Annotated in this window: 13 protein-coding genes and 1 pseudogene; 10 read left to right on the top strand and 4 right to left on the bottom strand. The window is 34.1% G+C overall.

The genetic code is table 11. The features are described from left to right. Positions 1–263: 263 nt before the first annotated feature. A complete protein-coding gene (locus ETSB_RS01095; RefSeq protein WP_044105803.1) occupies positions 264–569 on the bottom strand; it encodes a hypothetical protein in 306 nt (101 codons plus the stop codon). A 1,520-nt stretch (positions 570–2,089) separates the two neighbouring features. Here ETSB_RS01095 and hisA point away from each other — a divergent pair. From hisA to ETSB_RS10150, 4 genes and pseudogenes are all read left to right on the top strand, one after another. Beyond that, positions 2,090–2,863 carry a 1-(5-phosphoribosyl)-5-[(5-phosphoribosylamino)methylideneamino]imidazole-4-carboxamide isomerase gene (gene hisA / locus ETSB_RS01090; protein ID WP_044105802.1) on the top strand — a complete coding sequence of 258 codons (774 nt, stop codon included), beginning with the start codon at positions 2,090–2,092 and terminating at the stop codon, positions 2,861–2,863. Positions 2,864–3,011: 148 nt separating this feature from the next. Further along, the gene (gene rbfA, locus ETSB_RS01085; protein ID WP_044105801.1) at positions 3,012–3,404 is read left to right on the top strand and encodes a 30S ribosome-binding factor RbfA; all 393 of its coding nucleotides are present in this window, start codon (positions 3,012–3,014) and stop codon (positions 3,402–3,404) included. A 9-nt stretch (positions 3,405–3,413) separates the two neighbouring features. Next, positions 3,414–5,042: a glycoside hydrolase family 3 N-terminal domain-containing protein gene (locus ETSB_RS01080; protein ID WP_044105800.1), complete on the top strand. Its 1,629-nt coding sequence runs from the start codon at positions 3,414–3,416 to the stop codon at positions 5,040–5,042. 364 nt (positions 5,043–5,406) lie between these two features. Next, positions 5,407–6,042, top strand: a pseudogene (locus tag ETSB_RS10150) (zinc-binding dehydrogenase); the annotation flags it as partial. Positions 6,043–6,460: 418 nt separating this feature from the next. Here ETSB_RS10150 and rlmN read toward each other — a convergent pair. Further along, a complete protein-coding gene (gene rlmN, locus ETSB_RS01075; protein WP_044105799.1) occupies positions 6,461–7,486 on the bottom strand; it encodes a 23S rRNA (adenine(2503)-C(2))-methyltransferase RlmN in 1,026 nt (341 codons plus the stop codon). Between the two features lie 604 nt (positions 7,487–8,090). On the opposite strand from rlmN, the gene remA reads away from it, so the two are divergent. Together remA and gmk are read left to right on the top strand one after the other, a co-directional pair. Next, entirely contained in the window at positions 8,091–8,366 is a 276-nt protein-coding gene (remA, locus tag ETSB_RS01070) for an extracellular matrix/biofilm regulator RemA (RefSeq protein WP_044105798.1), read from the top strand. 9 nt (positions 8,367–8,375) lie between these two features. Next, complete coding sequence (gene gmk, locus ETSB_RS01065; RefSeq protein ID WP_044105797.1) at positions 8,376–8,930, top strand: guanylate kinase; 555 nt, start codon at positions 8,376–8,378, stop codon at positions 8,928–8,930. Positions 8,931–12,637: 3,707 nt separating this feature from the next. On the opposite strand, the gene ETSB_RS01060 is transcribed toward gmk, so the two are convergent. Continuing rightward, complete coding sequence (locus ETSB_RS01060) at positions 12,638–13,867, bottom strand: HhoA/HhoB/HtrA family serine endopeptidase (protein WP_044105796.1); 1,230 nt, start codon at positions 13,865–13,867, stop codon at positions 12,638–12,640. Positions 13,868–15,132: 1,265 nt separating this feature from the next. Here ETSB_RS01060 and glgA point away from each other — a divergent pair. Then, on the top strand, positions 15,133–16,566 hold the full coding sequence (gene glgA / locus ETSB_RS01055; RefSeq protein WP_044105795.1) for a glycogen synthase GlgA: 1,434 nt from the start codon (positions 15,133–15,135) through the stop codon (positions 16,564–16,566). A gap of 53 nt (positions 16,567–16,619) precedes the next feature. Here the strand turns inward: glgA and trxA are convergent, their stop codons facing one another. After that, positions 16,620–16,937 (bottom strand): thioredoxin, encoded by a 318-nt coding sequence (gene trxA, locus ETSB_RS01050; RefSeq protein ID WP_044105794.1) that lies wholly within the window; start codon positions 16,935–16,937, stop codon positions 16,620–16,622. 525 nt (positions 16,938–17,462) lie between these two features. Here trxA and ggpS point away from each other — a divergent pair. The 3 genes from ggpS to argB all read left to right on the top strand — a co-directional run bounded on the left by ggpS (position 17,463) and on the right by argB (position 22,521). Then, on the top strand, positions 17,463–18,956 hold the full coding sequence (gene ggpS / locus ETSB_RS01045; protein WP_044105793.1) for a glucosylglycerol-phosphate synthase: 1,494 nt from the start codon (positions 17,463–17,465) through the stop codon (positions 18,954–18,956). Between the two features lie 171 nt (positions 18,957–19,127). Continuing rightward, positions 19,128–20,801 (top strand): glycerol-3-phosphate dehydrogenase, encoded by a 1,674-nt coding sequence (gene glpD / locus ETSB_RS01040; RefSeq protein WP_044105791.1) that lies wholly within the window; start codon positions 19,128–19,130, stop codon positions 20,799–20,801. Positions 20,802–21,642: 841 nt separating this feature from the next. Then, a complete protein-coding gene (gene argB / locus ETSB_RS01035) occupies positions 21,643–22,521 on the top strand; it encodes an acetylglutamate kinase (protein ID WP_044105789.1) in 879 nt (292 codons plus the stop codon). Positions 22,522–22,648 lie beyond the last annotated feature (127 nt).

Here is a 22,648-nt window from a genome sequence, read left to right as displayed (position 1 = left end):
TCTCCTTCCAGGACAAGCAATTACCCCCAGCTGTAAGAAATATAGATTCTGCGAATCTATATTTCAGAAAATTATAGTCATTAACTCCGACACAAGTTCAACCCCTATTTAATTTCAACTGTTAACATCTCCTCCTCTTAACTATCAAGTAGTGACGGTTAAATATTCTTGTTGATCATTAAACCCAAAAGTTACTTGGCGATCACTAATTGCTGCAAATTACTCAAGGGCAAGACCCTATAAATTGCTCTACCCTATTTAGGTTAAAATTCAGCAAAAGGAAGGCGACGGGTCGTTCTTTGAACATCTCCTAATTGGCGATCATTAATTCCCAAAGTGTCGTTTAATTTCTTAACTTTAATTTGATAAGCATCTAAACCTAGTCCATTGGAGTTGTAAGATTCCGGTTGTATATGATCTGTATATTTACCTCCAACGGCCCAATCCCAGTCGTCAAAAGTTCTTGGTTCAACTCCGGCTAAGTCTTTAGCCAAAGGCTCCGTTTCAGAGGCGATCACAGTTACTGTCAGAGAGAAACTTAAACTAATGAACAATAAAACGACTTTCATAACGACTTAGGAAGTGTATGGGGTTATTTTTGTTTATTTCACACTAAAAATTATTGATCCTCACCCTCAGGATGATAAAACAAACAACAAAACGTTTACCTCACCTAAACGGATGAGATCAACACAATACGTTAAACTAATTTTTATAACTTTTATCAAATTTAGGTCTATTTTTATTAAAATAGACCGATATAAATAGACAAATACTTTCAAATTCAATTAATCATCGAGTTTCAACTAAAACTCAATGATTAATTGAATCTATTTGCTTACCAGATTAAAGGTAGATCTAAATATCAGTATTCCGTAACACTTAGACAAAATCTCTTAGCCAAGAAGCTATGATTAATACACTAGATAAACTAACCCTAACAGAAGTTAAACTAAGAACTAAAGCCCATACTAGAGAAACCTTTCTCTCCCCACGTTCGCTGACCTTTTCTGACCGAACAAAAGATGGAATAAATGCAATGTTGACAGAGATGAGGAAAGACTACAATTGCCACCATTCATTTTATCCGTGATAAATAATTCAATACAGGCTCTTAAAATTATTCAGATAAAACTATAAAAGAAGGATTTATTGAATATCTTGAACGGGTTTGTATTTTAGAACTTTTCACTTTATGGCGCTGGATGAAGCCCGTTATGCGGGATTTTTAAATAAGTCCATGATAGATTTTAACTTATCCTTGTATCTAGGAAAAATTACTAAAAATTGTACTCATAAGTTCTTCCCATTAGAATAGATAATTGACGCTATCTATCTTTCTAAACAAATTAGATATTAGCGTTATATTATGATTCTAAATTATTTAGAAAAATGTCTCACAAAACTATTTTATATTTTTAAAAAAAGTTTTAAATCTAGTGTCAATATAAAAATTGTTACGGAGATATTGTGATTGCTTTATTCCATTCTCAACCTAAATTTTAGACCACTTGACAATCTAGATTATGAAGCTGTTTTTTCCTCTTATCTATCTTTGTTACTTCCACTTTAACCATTCATCAAATAGCTAGTTTTTATGAGTCTTTAGGGTTATAATGCTACTAAATTTGAACAAGAAGTAATCCATAAAATAAATCAAACATCAGTACGAGTATTTAAAATTATTTTTGATGTAGATCATCCTGAATTTATACTCAAATATTCTAAGCGTAATTTAAAGATAAAATAAATTGAAGAGAGTAACTAGCCTAAAATTGTAAAAGCCATCGGTAAATTATCGTTAATCGCTGGAATTATCGGAGAAATATTGAGGATTTATTACGAATTTATTTACTAAAAACTATCGATGTAGAGTCCTGACGAGGAACAGCTAATTGATTTTCTATTCCAATAAGCTTAATTTTTTATAGAAATATTGAGCAAAACATCCCTAGAGGCAGGATACTAAAAAGTTAAAAACTATCAAACGAGTCTTAATGATTAGATGTTTTTGTCTCTAATTTCTAATTGTATAACTCTAAGGGATAATGAAGATCAAGGTAAATTAATCACAAAATATAAATCAAAAATGGATATTATCCCTGCGATCGATCTTCTTGATGGGCGTTGTGTCCGGCTCTATCAAGGCGACTATCATAAATCCCAAGTCTATAGTGAAAATCCAGTGAAAATAGCCCGTCAATGGGCAGACCTTGGGGCAACATGCCTTCACCTTGTAGATCTAGATGGGGCTAAACAAGGAAACCCTGTCAATTTAACCACCATTGAAGCCATTGTGAAATCTATTTCTATTCCTGTCCAAGTAGGAGGAGGGTTACGCAATAGTTTGAGTATTGCTCAACTCCTCAATCTGGGAGTTAAGCGTGTCATTGTGGGAACCGTTGCTGTAGAAAATCCTGCTTTGGTCCGAGAATTATGCCAAGAATTTCCGGGAAAAATCGCCGTAAGCATCGATGCACGTAATGGGAGAGTAGCCACACGAGGATGGTTAGAAACCTCAGAAGTCTTAGCTACAAACCTTGCCCAACAAATGGTGCAATCAGGAGTGACCACTATCATTTACACCGATATTCATCGAGATGGAACTTTAGGCGGTCCTAACCACAAAGCCTTACGAGAATTAGCAAGTCATGTTAATATTCCAGTCATTGCATCGGGGGGAGTCAGTTCTTTGACTGATTTATTAAGTTTACTTTCTTTAGAAGTTGTAGGAATAACAGGGGTAATTATAGGAAAAGCCCTATACACAGGGAACCTCGACTTAGCAGAAGCCCTTCGGGCTGTTGGTCCTGGGCGTTGGCAAGATGTTCCCCCTGACTTGGGATCTTCAGCCTTAGCATAATTTCTCAACTGAGTAAAACTAATAAAGACTATTTTCTTTAAATTATAAAGGTAATATATATTTAGTATCGTTATGGACAACATAATCGTCAAGTTGAGATATTTTGTCTCAATTGTAGACCATAATTCTGGAACAATAGGGAGCAAAAATGGCTACTAGTCGTCGAGTTTCTCGTGTTTCCTCATTGATAAAACGCGAAATCAGTCAAATGTTACTCCACGATATTAAAGACGACCGCGTGGGAACAGGAATGGTTAGTGTTACATCAGTTGATGTATCAGGAGACTTACAACATGCCAAAATCTTTGTCAGTATTTATGGAAGTAAACAAGCTCAATTAGAAACCATGGCTGGACTCCAATCATCTGCAGGATTTGTTCGTCGAGAATTGGGACAGCGAATGCGGTTACGACGCACTCCCGAAGTGATCTTTCTCCAAGATCTTTCCCTGGAAAGAGGAGATAAAATGGTTCATCTACTCAATCAAATTAAGGAAACTCTCCCCGACGAAAATGATCTCGACCAAGAGGAATATGTATAATTAACCGTTGTGACCAACTTATCATTCCATTCGACTAACGAAACCCTCAAACAACAGATTGGGCAAATGGTAGTGGTTCGTGCCTCTGGACATTTGTTCGATCAGCAGATTCGTTTCCCTACTTGGGAAGTCCCTAATACTCAATTACGCCATTGGCTACAAACCTTAAATTTAGGAGGCATTATCTTATTGGGGGGAACTGGAGCTGAATTAGCCCTAAGAACCCAACAGCTACAACAGTGGTCAAAGACCCCTCTGTTAGTGGCTGCGGACACTGAAGAGGGGGTGGGACAGCGATTTTCTGGAGCGACTTGGTTTCCTCCCCCGATGGCCTTAGGAAGTATTGCTATTGCTAAACAAGATTTGGGTAAAGCGATTGAATATGCAACCAAAATGGGGATGATTACTGCCCAAGAAGCTCTCGCCATTGGGATTAATTGGATATTAGCTCCCATAGTTGATGTTAATAATAACCCGGAAAACCCGGTAATCAATATCCGGTCTTTTAGTAATAATCCTGAGATTGTTAGCCACTTAGCAACGGCGTTTATAGACGGGGCTAAGACCTATAAAGTTCTAACTACTGCTAAACATTTTCCAGGACATGGAGATACTGACACCGACTCTCACCTAGATTTACCGGTTATCCCTCATCAAACGCGTCGACTAGAGGAGGTAGAATTAGTCCCATTCAAAAAAGCAATAGAGGCTGGTGTCGATAGTGTGATGACTGCCCACTTGTTAATTCAGGCTTGGGATGAACAAAAACCTGCAACTCTTTCTAAGAAAATATTAACAGGTCAGTTACGAAAAAAGTTAGGTTTTGAAGGGCTAATTGTTACCGATGCTTTGGTAATGGGAGGAATAACCAATTATGCTACTTCCGAAGAAGTAGCGGTGATGGCGGTAGAAGCGGGAGCTGATATTTTATTAATGCCTCACGATCCCCAAAAAACTATTGAGGCAGTTTACCAAGCGGTTAAGTCAGGACGTATTACTTGTGAGAGAATTGAAGCCTCTCTAGCTAGGATAAGGCATGCTAAACAGAAAGTATCGACTACTATTTCTTCCTCTGAGAATCAGCTTTTATCTTCTCTAAGTCAATTATCTCAACCTATATCCAAAGAAATAGTTGTTCACATTCTTCAATATTCCAGTGAGAAGGGAGGAAATTTACCCCTAAAGAAGAAATTAAAACAACGTAATTTAATTGTGGTAGATGATCTCCTTAATTGTGATTTTTTAGATCGCCAGACTCCTGCTGTCACTATCCCTAAACAACTGGGATACAATTTACAGTTAGTAGATGAAAATACTCTTGGTTTTGTTTTAAAGGATAATCGCAACACTTTATTACAAATATTTGTTAGGGGAAATCCATTTCGAGGGAATGCAGGATTAACTGATAGAGTACAGAAGATTTACAAGAAATTGCTAAAGTACAAAATAGTTAAGGGATTAATTATCTATGGGAGTCCTTATGTTAGAGATTGGTTTCTTAATGAAACTAAAGTTTTGAAGGATGATTTACCTTGGGTATTTTCTTACGGACAAATGGCAGAAGGACAGGACATATCTTGTAAGACTTTGTTTGGTTTATCGGAAGTTTCTGGTAATTTACAGGATACTTTTCTCTAGTTAATAACCGTTAGAAAATGTTGATAAAGCAAATTATCCTCTTACTTTAAAATATATTGGTGTAATCTAATATTCCAAAGTAGGCTAATAAGCCGAGAAAAATAGTGTTATGGTGTAAAAAATTAACTTAATATATTGAAAATAATCAAAGTTTGTCTAACTGATTATATTTGATCCCATCTTCATCAACAGTCTCTTAAATGTAGCATTTAAGTGCATAATTTGCGGTCATATTAAATGTACTAATACACCATGTAAACAATTTTTAAAAGCTACAACTCCGGGGAAAAGGTTGGGAATTATTTTCTTGGGCCGTGCCATTACACTGACTAAAAATTTGCGATCACAATACAATAGACATCAAATTGGGGCGGTGGTAGATACTGCTAAGGTAGAACCGGGTTCTAATGTAGTGCTTATTCGGGTTAGGAAGTGTTAGTTTAAATGCTATTTAAGAAACGAAAATGGTGGGGCATGATTGTAGGGGTTTATATTAACCCATCTAAACAACGTCTATTAGCCAAAAAGCATGACTGACTCACTTCGTTAACCCTACAGGAATTGATGGTGATTTAGTAGAGTACTTAGTAGGGTTAACCAAACGGGACTAATCAGATTATAGTTTTAGATGTATTGGTGATGTCAGCATTATGGAACAAGCTGTAGAATGTTTTCATAAAGGTTGGGGAGTTTCTACGGTTGTTGGGATGAATTTGGTGTAGAAGAAGAAATCAGTATCCGACTGTCTCAATTAGTCACTGGAAGGGTTTACAAAGAGAGCACATTTTGTGGTGCCAGGGGACGTACTGATGTTACTACAATTGTTGACCGATATTATAGATCACAAGATTGATATTGATGATTTTATTACCCACATTATGTCCTTAGAGAATATCAACAACGCGTTGAGTTAATGCATCAAGGTAATTCCATTAGGAGTGTTATTACATCTCTATCATTTATTGACCTGACTTTTTTATTAGTAACTGGACAAAGGTAATTCACAATGCACTTTGGGTGAAGTTAGTCGGAGCTCCCATAACGGCATCTTTTTTTCTCCTTTTAGGAAAGAAGTCTACCATATTATTGGACCATTTTAAGATATTAGCTGTGAAATTTATTTCACGTTTTATCATGTTCTAAACAGGAAAAGATAATTTCACTGAAGATTGATAAACAGTATTTGAAGTCTTATCATCTTAGCAAAACTAGTATTTATGTATTTTTGACTAAATTTACCTAGTTAATCATGAATAAAACTCCCAAAAATTACTGTTCTAATTCTGTATATCTCAATCAAGAACCTCTCTATAACTAGAGTAAAATGATTGAAATTAACTATCTAGTTTATATTTATTTAATAGTCGATTATTCTCGAACTGTAAAATTAGTGATACCTCATACCTAGGTCACTTCTTTCAAAATAAACGAGAAGACTGTAATTGTCCACAAGCTGCATTAGCCCCTAATCCTCTTGAATAGCGAACACTAACAGCAATTTTATGTTGTTGAAGAACATTCATAAAATTTTGAGTTTTTTGTTGATTAGGACGTTTATAATTCGCTTCTTCAATGGGATTATAAGGGATTAAATTAACATGACTTTGAAATCCCCGTAAATGATTAGCCAATTCAATAGCGTGCTTAGGTAGATCATTGACTCCCTCTAATAAGATATATTCAAAAGTTACTCGCCGTCGAGTAATTGCGATATATTGTCGACAGTCTTCTAATAACTGTTTTATAGGATAAGAGATTGCACTAGGAATTAATTTTTCTCGCAATACTTGGTTAGAAGCATGAAGACTGACGGCAAAAGTAACTTGTAGATTATGATTAGCCAATCGAATAATTTTTTGAGGAAGTCCCACCGTAGAAATAGTCAGTGATCGCTGACTAATATGCATATCTTGATTAAGAATTTTCACAGCAGAGATTACTGCTTCGAGGTTAAGTAATGGTTCTCCCATTCCCATAAAAACAACATGACTTACTCGTCTTTGAAAATCTTCTTGAACTGTTAAAACTTGATCCACAATTTCATGAGTTTTAAGATTACGGTCATAGCCTCTTTTTCCTGTTGCACAAAAGTCGCAGGCTATAGGACACCCTACCTGAGAAGAAACACAAACAGTCAAGCGTTTGGTAGTGGGAATACCAACAGCTTCAATAATTAAACCATCATCAAGAGATAATAAATATTTTCGAGTAGCATCAGGGGAAATAATGCGATAATTAATTTTAGAACGACCAACTGGGTAATTACCCAGTTGGTTACGCCAAAGCTTGGGAAAAACAGAAATCTCCTCCAATGATCGTGCCCCTTTTTGATATAGCCATTGATGAAGTTGTTTGCCTCGATAGGCCGGTTGTCCTTGTTGTTGAACCCAATGAGTTAATTCCTCTAAAGATTTACCTAAGAGGGTTTTTTCGGTTGAAATCATTGATAAATATTTACAAATTATGAAAATTACACTCTTTGAGTGTATCGTGTCTTTCTGTCAGTTTTTGACTTGCCACAAAAAATAATCTTAGTCATTTTACAGTATGATAAGTCTGGCAATGTTATGGTAAAAGAATTTTTATATAAGATCTGAGGTTATATTTCGTTGTTTCAACCAAAATTTTGTAAATCTATCCTAAAACTAGAGTGTCTATTTATTGAGTACAAAGATAATTATTTTAGTTGAATTTATTCCCATTGAAAATATCCTTGATCATGATTGCTTTGCTGATATTGATTTCAATTACCCCTCAAGCAAAATTAGAAAACATTAATATAAAAATGATAACCTATATAAATTTAAATTTTTTTAAATATAGGTATATTCAACATAATTAAGGCATTTTGGGGTAATGGTGACCATCATATCTGTTATAAGTGTAGAGACTACCCAAAGCCATTACGGAAAAATTGTGAGAAAAAGGTGAAAAAACTGAAAAATAAATGGTTAGATAGGTTTTTACGTTGTAAGTCTTAATTTTTATCGATACCATTAGTAATGGTGGTTTATCAATTATTTCTTACACGGCACAGCCGTTACAACTATGGAAAACATACAACTGATCAACATTGGGTTTGGAAACATCGTTTCTGCTAATCGGGTGATTGCAATTGTTAGTCCTGAATCAGCGCCTATTAAACGTATTATCACCGATGCGCGTGATCGTGGGCAACTTATCGATGCCACCTATGGCCGTCGAACCCGCGCAGTTATTATGACAGATTCGAGTCATGTAGTACTTTCAGCCATTCAGCCAGAAACTGTCGCCCATCGTTTTGTTGCCAGCAAAGATACTCATGCTAACGGTAATTCAAGGTAAAATTTCCCCATGTCATCAGGACAGCTTATCGTACTGACTGGGCCTAGTGGCGTTGGTAAAGGGACGCTTGTTCGTTCCTTACTAGCACGCCATAATGACTTCTATTTGTCTATCTCCGTTACTACCCGTTTGCCTCGTAGGGGAGAAGTGGATGGAAAAGATTACCACTTTATCACAAGCTCCCAATTTAAAGAGATGATTAACCAGGGAAAATTATTAGAATGGGCAAAATATGCTGATAATTGCTATGGTACCCCTCGTTTTGATATAGAAGAAAAAATTAAATTGGGAACAAAAGTGTTATTAGAAATCGATGTAGTGGGAGCAAGGAAAATTAAACAAACTTTTCCTTATGCTCTAGGAATTTTTATTCTACCTCCATCTCTAGAAGAACTAGAGCGTCGTCTGATAAAACGAGGTAAAGATTCACAAGAGGCTATCACCTACCGTATGGAACTAGCTAAAGAAGAGTTGACGGCTAGTGGAGAATTTAACTACACTCTTATTAATGATGACCCAAACCAAACATTACAAAAGTTTGAAAGTTTGATTTTGGCTGTTTAGTTCAACACTGTCCATATTTTATTGAGAGTGAGCAAATTACCCATTCTCAATACTATGACCTTAATATTTCCTGTTGGTTTAATTTAAAGACCAAGGCAGTCAAGGCTGGAGCTTTTACTTCTAAACTATAAAACCAAGTGTGAAAGTTTCATTAACAGGTTTTGAGAGAAGATTGCTTCAGCGTTCCATAACCACTATAAACCTCAGAATCATAACTAGCATTGATCATTAATAATAGTTATGATTCTAATTGAAGAACGCCAACCCAATAATTTTGATAAATATTTGGTTCGAAGTTACAAACAGTTAGGTTCTATTGATGGCTTTTATAAAATTAAATCTCTATAAACAAAGTTTCCTCTTTGAATACGTAAATAGTTCGGTGAATAGCAAGCATAAGTTAGCTAACTTATGCTTGCTATTCACCGAACTCTCTTAAAAGAGATGTTCTTTTCCATAAACTATTTCTTCATGGGAAAGTGCAAACATATAATTTTTATTGAAAGTAAACTGAAGACTAAAAAGAATTTGTTTATGATAATTAGATCTATTTTGGGGATATATTTTAAAATACTGCAGAGTATCATTGATCTAATACATATCCCATTTAAACTGGATTTCTAGTCTGCCAATACCAGTAGGATGGGGTGTAACATCAGTCAAGTAGTATATTTTTCAGCAATGGATAAAACTTCTGGATAATTCTTAAACAAGTCCACGTTTAATTGATAAATAAGAGCCATCACCTTAATCTTATCGTGTCTTCGTGTTAGTCAGGAATCTATTGACTGGTTTTTTGATCGTAACTAAAATGTCATATTGAGTACACTGCATCTATATTTAACACCATTAATTTGATAGTTATCATATAAAAATAAGGTGTCAGCAATCAAGAAATTGTGAACTTCATTGCGTCCGTAGTTAAAAACGAAGGACCTATTTTTTATGTTTTTTACGAGAGAAATTGTATTTATATAAGAGAGTTCTGTCAAATATGGATAACTTGTTAAGGTTTTGTAAAAAATGTACTCCAACCTAATTCATAATAATTTATATTTATTGTCAATCAATATAATTAACAAAATTGTAAATATAATCTTGATGAGTTCCATAACGAGAGATATAGTAGTTTACTACTTGATATCCCCAATATCTGCCAAAAAGATGTTTGGCTATGAGAGCGAGTTCAATATAGATACAACCTATTTTTTTTACATAGGAAATTAATTTATTTGCTAATTTACGATAGGTTGAAAAACGTCCTCCAGGCTTGTGGGGAACAAGTATGGTAAAACTGACGTTATGGGTAAAGTAATAACTGGTGCGCAGCCATAACTTTAAATAGACCTCATAAATAAATACAAGAATATTGTGAAAATCGATTTTTGATAGTTTCAGATATTAAGAGCAGTGACTCTAGAAGCTAGACAATAATATAATTATTGTCAGTAATTGTAGGTATAAGTTTTATGACTACAGTGTTTGTTGGTCTTTTTAACAACAAATTTATATTTTTCCCCAACGCTGAGCTTTTTAACAAAAAGTTCCTAAATTACCATTCTATTGCATTTTGATTAAATAACTGTAGTTATTCTATCGGTTATAAGTTCTCCACGACAGATATTAAAGTCTAGAAGATGAAGTATATTTCCTTTATGGAGTTAAATTCAACGAGGTGTGCTTTTAGTTTTTAGAATATTTAATGATGATTTCTTTGACTAATTCAATAAAAAGAGGTGAAGTTAACTTGCTGAGTTATTTTATTTTTTTTCAGCCTTGTCTATTGTTTTATTGACAATCATTGTTAATATTTCTTTATTGTAAATAATACAGAGAGAGTGACATGAGATTGCTGATCAATTGTGATTAATTTAAAGAAATTTACATCAGAAGAAACTCATTAAAACTTTTTACTTGTTGTAGATAAGTTGTCTGCAATTTAGTGACTTAACTTAAATATAATCGCGCCTAGTTTAACTAATTTTTAATAAAAAATAAACTTTTTGATAAGATATCTAATATTTAGGAATTAGGCATTTACCAGTGAACTTAGATCTAATTTATTAGAAGATAGAAGGTAGTCACTGAAAATCAAAAATAAAACCTGAAACAATAAAAAATATTTTAAAAATAGCTATATTAACTCTTCTGAAAAGATCAATAGACATATAAAATAATATATGTCTATAATTGGCATTACATGGCTTAATTTTAATATTAATATTTTTATATTTTTAGAAAAAAATTAATATTAGTTATATATATTTAAAAATTTAATTTTTTTTATAATTATTTACTTAAATTTTTAAGCACTGTTCCTATTCTATGGGCTTCATTATTAATCTCACTATTCAAAATCTTTTTTACTATTTGTGTTATAAATATTTTTTTATATATAAATTAGCTCTTATTTAAGAAGAATTAATTTCAATGTAAACGACTTTTTTTGAAAATTAAAAAAACTAGAAAAATTCATGTATTGTTGTTATATTTTTTTATTAATTGTCTATAATAAATACAAATCTTTACCATAAGATCTATTTTCTGATAGATAAAATTATTCTTATAATATCTAAATTTAGAATGTTATTTATTAACTTAGTTTAAACATATTACACTGTACACATGAAATAAAAACATTAGATTGTATCAAATATAATAGTTTATACATAAAATATAAAATCTAATTATATAGATAATTATTATTTTTCATAAGTTTTAAATCTTAACATGAATCTTAGTGAGTACCTAGTTTTGAAACGTAATAATTTGCGCAAGATAAAACCTGTCAAGAAAAACATTGTTAGGTTAATTACTATTAGGTAATTGTCCGGTTAGTAGAATATAATCACAGAGAAATAAAGTACCCTCGCTAACAGAAAAAGAAATAATCAAAAAATTCGCTAAAGGAATACTAATTAATAAAAAATTAACTCAAGTAAACCCTGCACTTCTTGGTAAACTTTTACAAATAATTTATAACGAAACTATAGCTACCATCTTTCTCAGATTAAATTTTAAAAATTAAGACAAATAATTATTATATTTACAGTAATTTTTACTACATTAGACAATAAAATTACTACAATGGAAATAAAATTTAATAAAAATAACTGACACTTATTTTTGTGCTTCTAATTGCTCGCTAAATATTTAAAATTATTCTAATACAATATCTATTGTTACTCTCTTTAATTTGTCTAATTTATTTTAAAGCTTTCCATACCAAAAGGTACTTAAAATGACCCCAAATTAAGCTAAAATAAATCATGCTAAAATCAATAAAATAATTTTTAATAAAAATTTGACTAAAAACATTAATCTAAATATAAAATAATCTTAAATTTCTAAGCAACCGGGCCAATTAGCTAAAACCACATTTATGTAAGTAATCAAATTTACTATTGCTGTTTGATTGATTTGCCAACCGAAAAATAATAATCTTAAACACAGAACAATTCCTAAAGTCAGATTAATTGGGCTATGAATAATTATATGAAATAAAAGACGAAGACGAGTCTTAAAAAGTTATCAAAGACAGAAAGAATAAGTTTCTCCTGAAAAAAAGCTAACCCTACTAATGATATTTTTTATGTAAAAAACTATGTGAGTCTTTATTTTAAAAAACTTAACAACTAGCAATGTTTTTTAAGTCAGAATAATCTAAAAAATTAGTCAATAATAAAAAAATCACTATTTACAATTAACTAATTAGGTAACACTCCCACTTTAACACTTAAATTTATAGGGCTTCCATCTCGCTCAATCTGTAAATCTAATATTTCACCAATTTGAGTTGTTTCCACAGATTTTTGCACTTCTCCTGGATTATTTAGGAGTCTTTCGCCAATTCTTTGAAGAATATCTCCCTCTTTTAATCCAGCTTGTTCAGCAGGAGAGTCCGGCATGACTTTAACAATTAATACCCCTTGCTCTGTTGTTAAATTCAGTCTTTGACTTTCCTGTAGCTTCTTTTTAATTTCAGGAGTAATTTCTACCATTTGGATTCCTAAAAATGGGTGTTCTACCTTCCCATCTTCAATTAATTTATTAGCAATTCTTTCGGCTTTATTGATGGGAATTGCAAACCCAATTCCTTGAGCATTTTGAATAATAGCAGTATTCATTCCGATAACTTGTCCATCAGAATTGAGTAAAGGACCTCCTGAATTACCAGGATTAATTGCCGCATCGGTTTGGATAAATTCGATTCGTTTATCACCGACTCCAACCTGAGAACTTAACCTCTTTGTCGCACTAATAATTCCTGTTGTAACTGTGTTATCTAATCCTAGAGGATTACCAATGGCAATCGCCCATTCTCCTACCCGAAGATTATCAGAATTACCCTGTTGTACCTTAGGTAAATCATTAGCCTCAATTTTAATGACAGCCACATCTGTTAGGGAATCAGTTCCTAGCACTTTTCCTTCAAACGTACGGCCATCTTTTAAAGTAACAGTTACTTCTTTTGTTCCGGCGACAACATGGGCATTAGTAAGAATTTTTCCATCTCTACTTAAAATAAATCCCGACCCTGTTCCTCGTTCAATTTGTTCCTGAGGAACTCCAGGAATTTCAGAGCTAAAAAAGCGGCGAAAAAATGGATCATCAAAAACTGGAGGAACTTTATTTGTAATTGTTCTAGAAGCATCAATACGAACAACAGCAGGTCCTACTTTTTTAACAACATCAATGACAAAACTTCCGTTATCTTGAAAAGAAAGAAATTGTTTTGAAGATTCAGTAACCTGGGATTTTTCTAAAGGTTCAGTGGGTTTTATCAAAAGTTTAGATTTACTAATAACAAAAACTCCCCCAACTCCTATTCCGATTCCTAATAGTACTAAGGAAGCATAAGTTAAGTAAGTTGCTAATATAGGACGTTGGGATTTACTGGGGTGCGAATAATCGAGGTTAAGCGTATCGTTTTTCATTACGGATTTTACCTCTAATAATTTAAGATTAAAATAGTTTGAAATTGAAATAGTCATCAAGATAGACAGTAAGCTTACTAGTCTAGTATATAAAAATTGGGTAATTTGATCTCAATGTATAATACAACATATATTTCATATTATATGAAATTATGAATACATGACAAAATAATGTAACAAGTATGACATGATTCTGTCAATCTTTCAGTATTTTAATCCTGATACTCTTAAAATTTAACTACACCAAGAGAAAATTCACTCTCGTTGAATCAAAAGTATTATCGTACTATATTTTATGGTAAAAATGCCTGTCTTAACCAAAAATTAGATTAATAAAGAATATAATCAGTGATTTTATGGAAGTTTTATATAAGTTTATTTTTAATATTTAATAAATTGCTCAATTAGTTTTTTAAATTTTATATCAAAATTAATTGTTTATTTAGTTCAATAATTTATATTATTAAATAATAACTATTGTAATATAAAAAATACATATCCTTTAATTTTATTTAAAATAGAGGTACTGTTTTAAATAACTTTTAATAAATATTTATCATATAAATATAAGTAGTTTTTATATTTTTTAAATCTTATTGTATTTATATATAAAAGTTTGTATTTTATATATAAATACAATAAGTATATAGCAGCAAAATAAATCTATTAAATTAATATAAAATACAAAACTTAATGTTATTTAAATATCAATTTAAATAACATTACCTAGATCAGATTAGTCTATAAGATACTCGCCTAAAGAAAAATATAAAAATATTATTTTTTTTCAATTATATTTTATAGGATAAATAGAAACCTCACTTTTTAAAATATGTATTTCATCAAAAATAATAATAAAAATATTAATGTTAATGGGTTTTAAACTTATATTTAAACGATAAAAATTAACAAAATTCAGCTTAAGTAATGGTTTAAAAAATTAACAAGTGGAATAAATAAGACATAAATGCAAGTTATTTTTTGTACAAAAAATAACATTTTATTAAATTAACAATAAAAATAACTTGCATTTATTTAAAAGTACATCAATCTTAACAAGATTAACTTCAAATAAAAAAACTGAAGTTAACTTATTTTTTAGTAAATTTTATGCCGATAAAACACTTTTAAATATTGAACTTTATGTCTTCTCAAGAATAAACAGTAAATAGTTAATTTCTACCATTCAAAATTTAACTATCTTAAGAGGGATCAACTCTCGTATAATCAGTCAGAGAATTAACGCCAATACACACGGAGCAAAGATGCGGATTTTATTTGTTGCGGCAGAAGTCGCACCACTCGCAAAAGCTGGAGGTATGGGGGATGTAGTCGGTGCTTTACCAAAAATTTTACGTAAATTAGGATATGATGTACGGATTTTCATGCCTTATTATGGCTTTTTGACTGACCAAATAGGAATTTCTCCGATTCCTATTTGGCAAGGGTTTGCCATGTTTCAAAATTTTGTTGTCTATGAGACTACCTTGCCAAATAGTGATATTTCAGTCTATCTATTTGGCCATCCGGCTTTTTCCCCCCGTCGTATTTATCGTGGGGAAGATGAATTTTGGCGGTTTACTCTTTTTGCAAATGGGGCGGCTGAATTTGCTTGGAATGTCTGGAAACCAAACATTATTCACTGTCATGACTGGCATACAGGAATGATCCCTGTTTGGATGAAGCAGTCTCCTGATATTCATACAGTTTTTACTATTCATAATTTGGCTTATCAAGGACCATGGCGTGGCTATTTAGAACAAGTAACATGGTGTCCTTGGTATATGCAAGGGGATAATGTTATGGCTTCAGCCCTGCAATTTGCCGAACGAGTTACTACCGTTTCTCCTACTTATGCTCGGCAGATTCAAACGGTGGAGTATGGAGAAAAGTTAGAAGGTTTGCTTTCTCACATTCATAAGAATGTAGTAGGAATTCTCAACGGTATTGATATGGAAGATTACAATCCAACTACTGACAAATATCTATATCAAACCTTCACAAAAAACACTCTGGAAATGCGAGAAGCTAATAAGATTGGGTTACAAGAAGAGACAGAATTAGAGGTGAATAAACATATCTTATTGATGGGGATGGTAACTCGTCTAGTCGAACAAAAAGGCATTGACCTCTTGATGCAAATTATAGATCAGTTTATGGCTTATACCGATGCTCAATTAGTCATTGTTGGGACTGGAGACTGCTATTATGAAACCCAATTATGGCAAATTGCTTCCCGTTTTCGAGGTAGAATGTCGGTGCAATTTCTCTACAATGATGCTCTTTCCCGACGAGTTTATGCTGGTTCAGATGTTTTTTTAATGCCCTCTCGTTTTGAACCTTGTGGCATCAGTCAATTGTTAGCCATGCGTTATGGCTGTGTTCCCATTGTTCGCCGTACTGGGGGGCTAGTGGATACAATATCCTTCTATGATCCCGCCAATAATACGGGAACCGGATATTGTTTTGATCGCTATGAGTCGTTAGATTTTTTAACCTGTATGATACGAGCTTGGGAGGGGTTTCGCTTTAAACAAGATTGGCAAAAACTTCAACGACGATGTATGTCCCAGAACTTTAGCTGGTATAAATCTGCCGCCGAATATGTCAAAATATATAAGTCAGTTATGGGTAAATCTCCTGAACTAAGTAAGGCTGAACGCGACCAAATTAATTTTTTAATTGGGTCCATAACCTAGTTACAATTAAAGGTGAACAGCGATTAGGTGATCATCAATTCATCATCAACAATTTATATGAGAATTTGTAAGTGTTGAATTAGTTGAGACGCTTGAACTACCCCTTCAATACGTTCAACCGGTTTGCCCTTTTTGAATAAAACTAAAGTCGGTAAAGCTTGGACTCCATATTGAGATGATATTCCAGGATATTTATCACTATCAATCTTAATAATCTGTAGACGGCCACTCATATTAGCCCCGACCTGTTCTAAGATGGGACCCATCATTTGACAGGGACCGCACCAAGTTGCATAAAAATCAACCAACACAGGAACTTTGGAAGTGGCTAACAGGGTTTTAAAACTAGAAAATTGCTTTTTAATCACCATAATGTTCCACCCTATGATAGCTGACGTCAAGATAACTTTGTTTGAGAGTTTTAATCTAGTTTAGTTATCCAGATAATACAGGAATTTTTTATAATCTTATTAATTTTTTAGACTTTGTTAAGTATTATTCCTTGTCTCATAATATAAAACACCCCTAATTCATACCTCAATATTTCATGCCCAACACTGTAAATTTATGTTAAAGTACCTAATATAAATCCATGCAAAACAAATGAGAAAGTTAGGTACAGAAGGGTTATTCTTCTGATTCACTATGAGGATGAAGACAAGAAAAATCCTAGACTAGACAAATGGATTGAGTTAATCAAAGCCACACTCTTCCTTCGTCAGGAATTCATAGTGACGAGAGTAGAACCAAGCAATGAGTTTTAGCCTAAATGTATGCGAATATGTGAACAATTAACTAATAAGCTGCCAAAATACTCGCTCAAAAGTTCATAGAGTATTTGTTGGGAGTTTAGATAGTCAACAACTCGCGACAAACACTAGCCAGCAAAGAAAAGTATGAAATCATCTCTTGTTATTCTGTACCACCGGGAACCCTACGATGAAGTAGTAGAAAATGGAAAAATTCACTACCGACCAAAGAAAAGTCCTAATGGAATTGTCCCAACTCTAAAAAGTTTTTTTACTGATGTCGGTCAAGGAACTTGGATTGCATGGAAGCAGGTTAGTAATGAACAAAAAGCTACGTTCACCGAACAGGTTACTGTAAAAGAGGATGCAAGTTACACTGTCCATCGTATCCCCCTAGACGCTAATCAAGTTAAGCATTTCTACCACATTACCTCAAAAGAAGCCTTTTGGCCAATTCTCCATTCCTTCCCTTCGCATTTTACAAGTGAGTCATCAGATTGGGATAATTTTACAGAAATTAATCGTCTCTTTGCAGATGCTGCCTGTAAAGAAGCGGCCGATGATGCCTTAGTTTGGGTTCATGACTACAATCTTTGGTTAGTTCCCTATTATATTCGTCAGAAAATGCCGAATGTCCGCATTGCATTTTTCCACCATACACCTTTTCCACCGGCAGATATATTTAACATTCTGCCTTGGCGCGAAGCTATTTTGGATAGTTTGCTATGCTGTGATGTGGTTGGGTTTCATATTCCTCGGTATTCAGAGAACTTTGTGAATGTGGCTCGCAGTTTGCGAGAAGTAAAAATTGTCCAGAGAGAAAAAGTTGCTGGACACATGACTTCGGTAGGAATTGCTCTAGCTGAACCTGAACGAACTACAAAGCTTTCCCATAAAGAACAAATTATTAATATTGATGCTTTTCCAGTAGGGACCAACCCTAAAAATATTCTTGAAGTCCTTAATAAACCAGAAATTAAAATTAGACTTGAGCAAATTAGAGAAGAACTCCAAGGACGCAAACTATTAGTTGCTGCTGGTCGGGTAGACTACGTTAAAGGAAATAGTGAGACATTAGAAGCCTTTGGTCGTTTATTAGAACGCCGTCCTGACTTACATGGTAAAATTAACCTCGTTATGACCTGTGTACAACCTGCTACCGGAATGCGAGTGTATGAAACGGCTCAAAAGCAGATTGAACAGCTAGTGGGAAAAATTAATGGACAATATGCTAAGTTTGATTGGACTCCCATTCAACTGTTTACTCAACCTCTGCCTTTAGAAGATCTATTCTGTTACTATCGCGTCGCCGATATTTGCTGGACTACTCCTTTACGAGATGGCTTAAACTTAGTGGCTAAGGAATATATTGTCGCTCATGAAGGTAAAGATGGGGTTTTAATTCTCTCCGAGTTTGTTGGAGCTGCTATTGAACTTCCTCAAGCGATTTTAACCAACCCATATTCAATTGATCGTATGGACCAAGCAATAGAAGAAGCTTTAGCTATGCCCCTTGAAGACCAAAAGAAACGTATGACTGAAATGTATAAAACTGTGACAACCTATGATGTCAGCTATTGGGCAAATCGTCTCTTTAAGTTATTTAAGGAAATAAAACACGAAACTGTCTTAGACCGATAGCCCCTATTGAGTTAAGGGTAACCGACAAAAAGCAACCTGGTTTAATCTAGAAAGTCTTTTATCTATTTTTAGTTCTCTTCTCTTTCTCAAAGGACATAAAAAAAGAGTTGTTAGTAGCTAATAAAACTAGGAATTGTTATTGAAGAATTTAAAAATAAAGTGATGATGATCATGCGAGATTTTAATGAAATTCAACAAACAACTTACGACCTGATTATCATCGGTGGCGGTGTCAATGGTGCCGGTGTAGCTCGAGATGCTGCTTTACGAGGATTAAAAACAATTCTCATAGAGAAAGGGGATTTTGCTTGTGGAGCCTCTAGCTGGTCAACCCGTTTGATTCACGGAGGGTTGCGCTACCTAGAATACTTGGAATTCTCCCTAGTGCGAGAATCCCTAAGAGAACGAGAAATTCTCCTTCGTACTGCCCCTCATCTAGTTAAACCTTTATTGTTAACCATTCCCATTTACCGTGATCGCTCTCGTCCTTATTGGAAAATTTGGGCGGGAATGATACTTTATGATATTTTAAGTGCGGATAAAACAGTTCCTTCTCATCGAATGTTACCTTCTGCCCAATTTAAACAACTTTTTCCCTCTATCGATCCAGATGGGTTAGCTGGAGGAGCTCAATATTATGACGCTCAAGTAACTTATGCAGAAAGATTGTGTTTAGAAAATATTCTCTCGGCAAAAGCGGCCGGAGCGACGGTTTTTAGTTACGTTGAAGTGATTCACTTACACCGTCAGGGCAATAGAATTACATCTCTGACCTGTAAAGACTATTGGACAGACCAGGAATTTATCGTTAATGGACATGACAAATCGATAGTGATTAACATGGTAGGCCCTTGGGTTGATCATATCTGTCGGTTGGGGATGAAAGATAGCAGAGAGGCCCCCATTGGTAAAACAAAGAAAATTGGTGGAACAAAAGGTAGTCATATTGTAGTTAAACCCTTTGTTGGGGCACTCAATACCAGTCTTTATGTAGAGGCTAAATCTGATGGTCGTCCCTTCTTTATTGTACCTTGGGACGGGATGTATTTAATTGGAACTACTGACCAACCATTTAAAGGGAGTCTAGAGCAACTCAAAGCCGACAATGATGAAATTGACTATTTATTGAGGGAAACTAATAATATTATTCCCAACGCTCGACTTTCGCGTAAAGACATACAGTTTACTTATTCAGGAGTACGTCCTCTTCCTAATGTTGAAGGTAAAAACACAGGGAGTATTACCCGCAAACACATCTTCTTTGATCACACTAAAGAAGGAGTAACTAACCTAATTTCTTTAATTGGAGGAAAATTAACCACTTATCGCCAAGTGGGCGAAGAAGTAGTCGATATGGTCTTTAAGCGACAAGGAAAACCTGTCCCCCCTTGTCCGACAGAAGATAAACCTCTTCCAGGCTCGATTCTACCGAGTGATTTCCGTGTACAAAAAGTTTTAACGGAATATCATGATCGCGTTTCGAACCAGACCATCGATCATTTGTTATCCATGTATGGAGCAAAAACACTAGATATTTTAGCGTTAACAGACTCAGAACCGGATTTGGCAGCAGTTATTGTTCCTGAACTTCCCGATATCAAAGCCCAAATTGTTTATGCAGTTCGTCATGAACTAGCTTACACTTTAGTAGATATTATGCGTCGTCGTACTACTCTTGCTATACACTCTGATTATGGAATCGATTTACTGCCAAGTCTTATAGAGACTCTGAGTCGACATTGTAGTTGGGACGAAGATAAATGTCGTCAAGAAAAAGAGAGATACATTGACTATATACAAAATAATTGTATTCCTGATTTTACTTCTTTAAAGAAATCTTGGTAGTCAACACTAACATTTTGGTGAGAGGAGATGTTTCTCAAAGATCAACTACACTTAGACTCGACTAGTGAAGTTCTCCCCCCACCAGCTCTTATAATGAATTAAACAATGATCTAAGCTAATAGCTTAACCAAAGACAGAATCTGGCTTGGAGGCTGCAAAAGCGGACCACACTCTTCGAGAGGTCGGCAGGGAAGAGCTCTCAAACTTTATATACCCAAAGGGCTGATTAGTCTGTGTTGGATTTAGCGAAGATCGACCTACTTGAGCGGAAAAGTATAACAAACACGTTACTGTGCTAGCTAATAGCAAACGTTCTAACATCTCACACCACCTAAAATCAGTCGAAAAGACACTTGTTTTTACGTTCTTGTCCTTAAATTGTCTAAAAGAGAACGTCTTAGGATACCAGTTGAACGTATCATCAGACAATAGACTAAGATGTTCTTATTATAAAGGCTGATGTCAAAAATCTTAGTTTAAGACTATAGATTTTTGTGACAATTTGCGTTCTATCTCGTATTTTTGTAGTAGTAATATCGTAGTAAAACTTTTGAAGTCTAAATCTGTGTCATTTTAGATTTAAAATTAAACTCTATATCCTCAATGTTTTTGTTTTTTAATAATATAAATGGAGACGAACAAAATAGATAATAATGTTCCCGATAAAAATTTAATTTTTTACAGAATGACTAAGTAAAGTTATTCTCTGAAATCTTCAAGATTAAATATTAACCTTAATATTAAGTGAAAAAGTTTATGATTTACTGTAAAAACACTTGGTTTTAGCTACTTTTTCCTCTAAACTATTAATCTGGCTACGTTAACAAATGAGTAATCGATTATGCGTATCGAAAATGAGTATATTGGAGAAGTAGAATCTACCCGCGTTCGAGTTCTTAGTGAAGCTCTTCCCTACATTCAACAATTTACTGGACGAACTGTCGTTGTCAAATATGGTGGTGCTGCCATGAAAGACAGTTACCTTAAAGATAAAATTATCCGTGATATTGTCTTTTTAGCTTGTGTTGGTGTTCATCCTATTGTTGTTCATGGTGGCGGTCCTGAAATCAATACTTGGCTAGAAAAACTAGGCATTGAACCTCAATTTAAAGACGGGTTGCGCGTGACAGATGCCGCTACCATGGATGTGGTAGAAATGGTGTTAGTTGGCCGAGTCAATAAAGAATTAGTTGCCCTAATTAACCAGGCTGGTGGTCAAGCGGTGGGACTGTGTGGCAAAGATGGTAACTTAATTAAGGCTCGCCACGTTGGCACAGAAGGTGTTGGGTTTGTTGGTGAAGTCAATCAAGTTGATACGAGAATTGTTAATGCTTTGATCAATAGTGGTTATATTCCAGTGATTTCGAGTGTAGCTGCTGATCAAAAAGGACAAGTACATAATATCAATGCCGATACAGTCGCTGGTGAGATAGCCGCATCTTTAGGAGCAGAAAAATTAATTTTACTCACCAATACTCGAGGAATTCTCCAAGATTGTAATGATTCCTCGACCTTGTTGACTAAATTGGATATTCAACAAGCTAGAGAATTAATTAGTCAAGGTGTTGTAGCAGGTGGAATGATTCCTAAAGTCAATTGTTGTGTTCGGTCACTTGCTCAAGGAGTAAGGGCTGCTCATATTATTGACGGGCGATTCCCTCACGCCCTATTATTAGAAATATTCACTGATAAGGGTATTGGCTCGATGTTAGTTGCATAAAACTCTAGAGTTAAGTCAGCTTTAACTTAATAAGTCTTGATGTTGGTAGTAATTACCGTACATTAGCCCGAAAGCCCTTGCAAAAATTAAACAGATAAGCTAAAACTAAGAACGCGGGGACTGCTTC

The organism is cyanobacterium endosymbiont of Epithemia turgida isolate EtSB Lake Yunoko (genome assembly GCF_000829235.1).
Taxonomy (GTDB): Bacteria; Cyanobacteriota; Cyanobacteriia; order Cyanobacteriales; family Microcystaceae; genus Rippkaea.
Note: the sequence above shows the minus strand (reverse complement) of the source record. Positions and strands in the feature narration are given on the sequence as shown.

What these genes read in the sequence shown, in the direction of transcription:
- ETSB_RS01095 (WP_044105803.1), bottom strand. Translation starts at nt 569, where the DNA reads ATGAAAGTCGTTTTATTGTTCATTAGTTTAAGTTTCTCTCTGACAGTA.
- hisA (WP_044105802.1), top strand. Translation starts at nt 2,090, where the DNA reads ATGGATATTATCCCTGCGATCGATCTTCTTGATGGGCGTTGTGTCCGG.
- rbfA (WP_044105801.1), top strand. Translation starts at nt 3,012, where the DNA reads ATGGCTACTAGTCGTCGAGTTTCTCGTGTTTCCTCATTGATAAAACGC.
- rlmN (WP_044105799.1), bottom strand. Translation starts at nt 7,486, where the DNA reads ATGATTTCAACCGAAAAAACCCTCTTAGGTAAATCTTTAGAGGAATTA.
- remA (WP_044105798.1), top strand. Translation starts at nt 8,091, where the DNA reads ATGGAAAACATACAACTGATCAACATTGGGTTTGGAAACATCGTTTCT.
- gmk (WP_044105797.1), top strand. Translation starts at nt 8,376, where the DNA reads ATGTCATCAGGACAGCTTATCGTACTGACTGGGCCTAGTGGCGTTGGT.
- ETSB_RS01060 (WP_044105796.1), bottom strand. Translation starts at nt 13,867, where the DNA reads ATGAAAAACGATACGCTTAACCTCGATTATTCGCACCCCAGTAAATCC.
- glgA (WP_044105795.1), top strand. Translation starts at nt 15,133, where the DNA reads ATGCGGATTTTATTTGTTGCGGCAGAAGTCGCACCACTCGCAAAAGCT.
- trxA (WP_044105794.1), bottom strand. Translation starts at nt 16,937, where the DNA reads ATGGTGATTAAAAAGCAATTTTCTAGTTTTAAAACCCTGTTAGCCACT.
- ggpS (WP_044105793.1), top strand. Translation starts at nt 17,463, where the DNA reads ATGAAATCATCTCTTGTTATTCTGTACCACCGGGAACCCTACGATGAA.
- glpD (WP_044105791.1), top strand. Translation starts at nt 19,128, where the DNA reads ATGCGAGATTTTAATGAAATTCAACAAACAACTTACGACCTGATTATC.
- argB (WP_044105789.1), top strand. Translation starts at nt 21,643, where the DNA reads ATGCGTATCGAAAATGAGTATATTGGAGAAGTAGAATCTACCCGCGTT.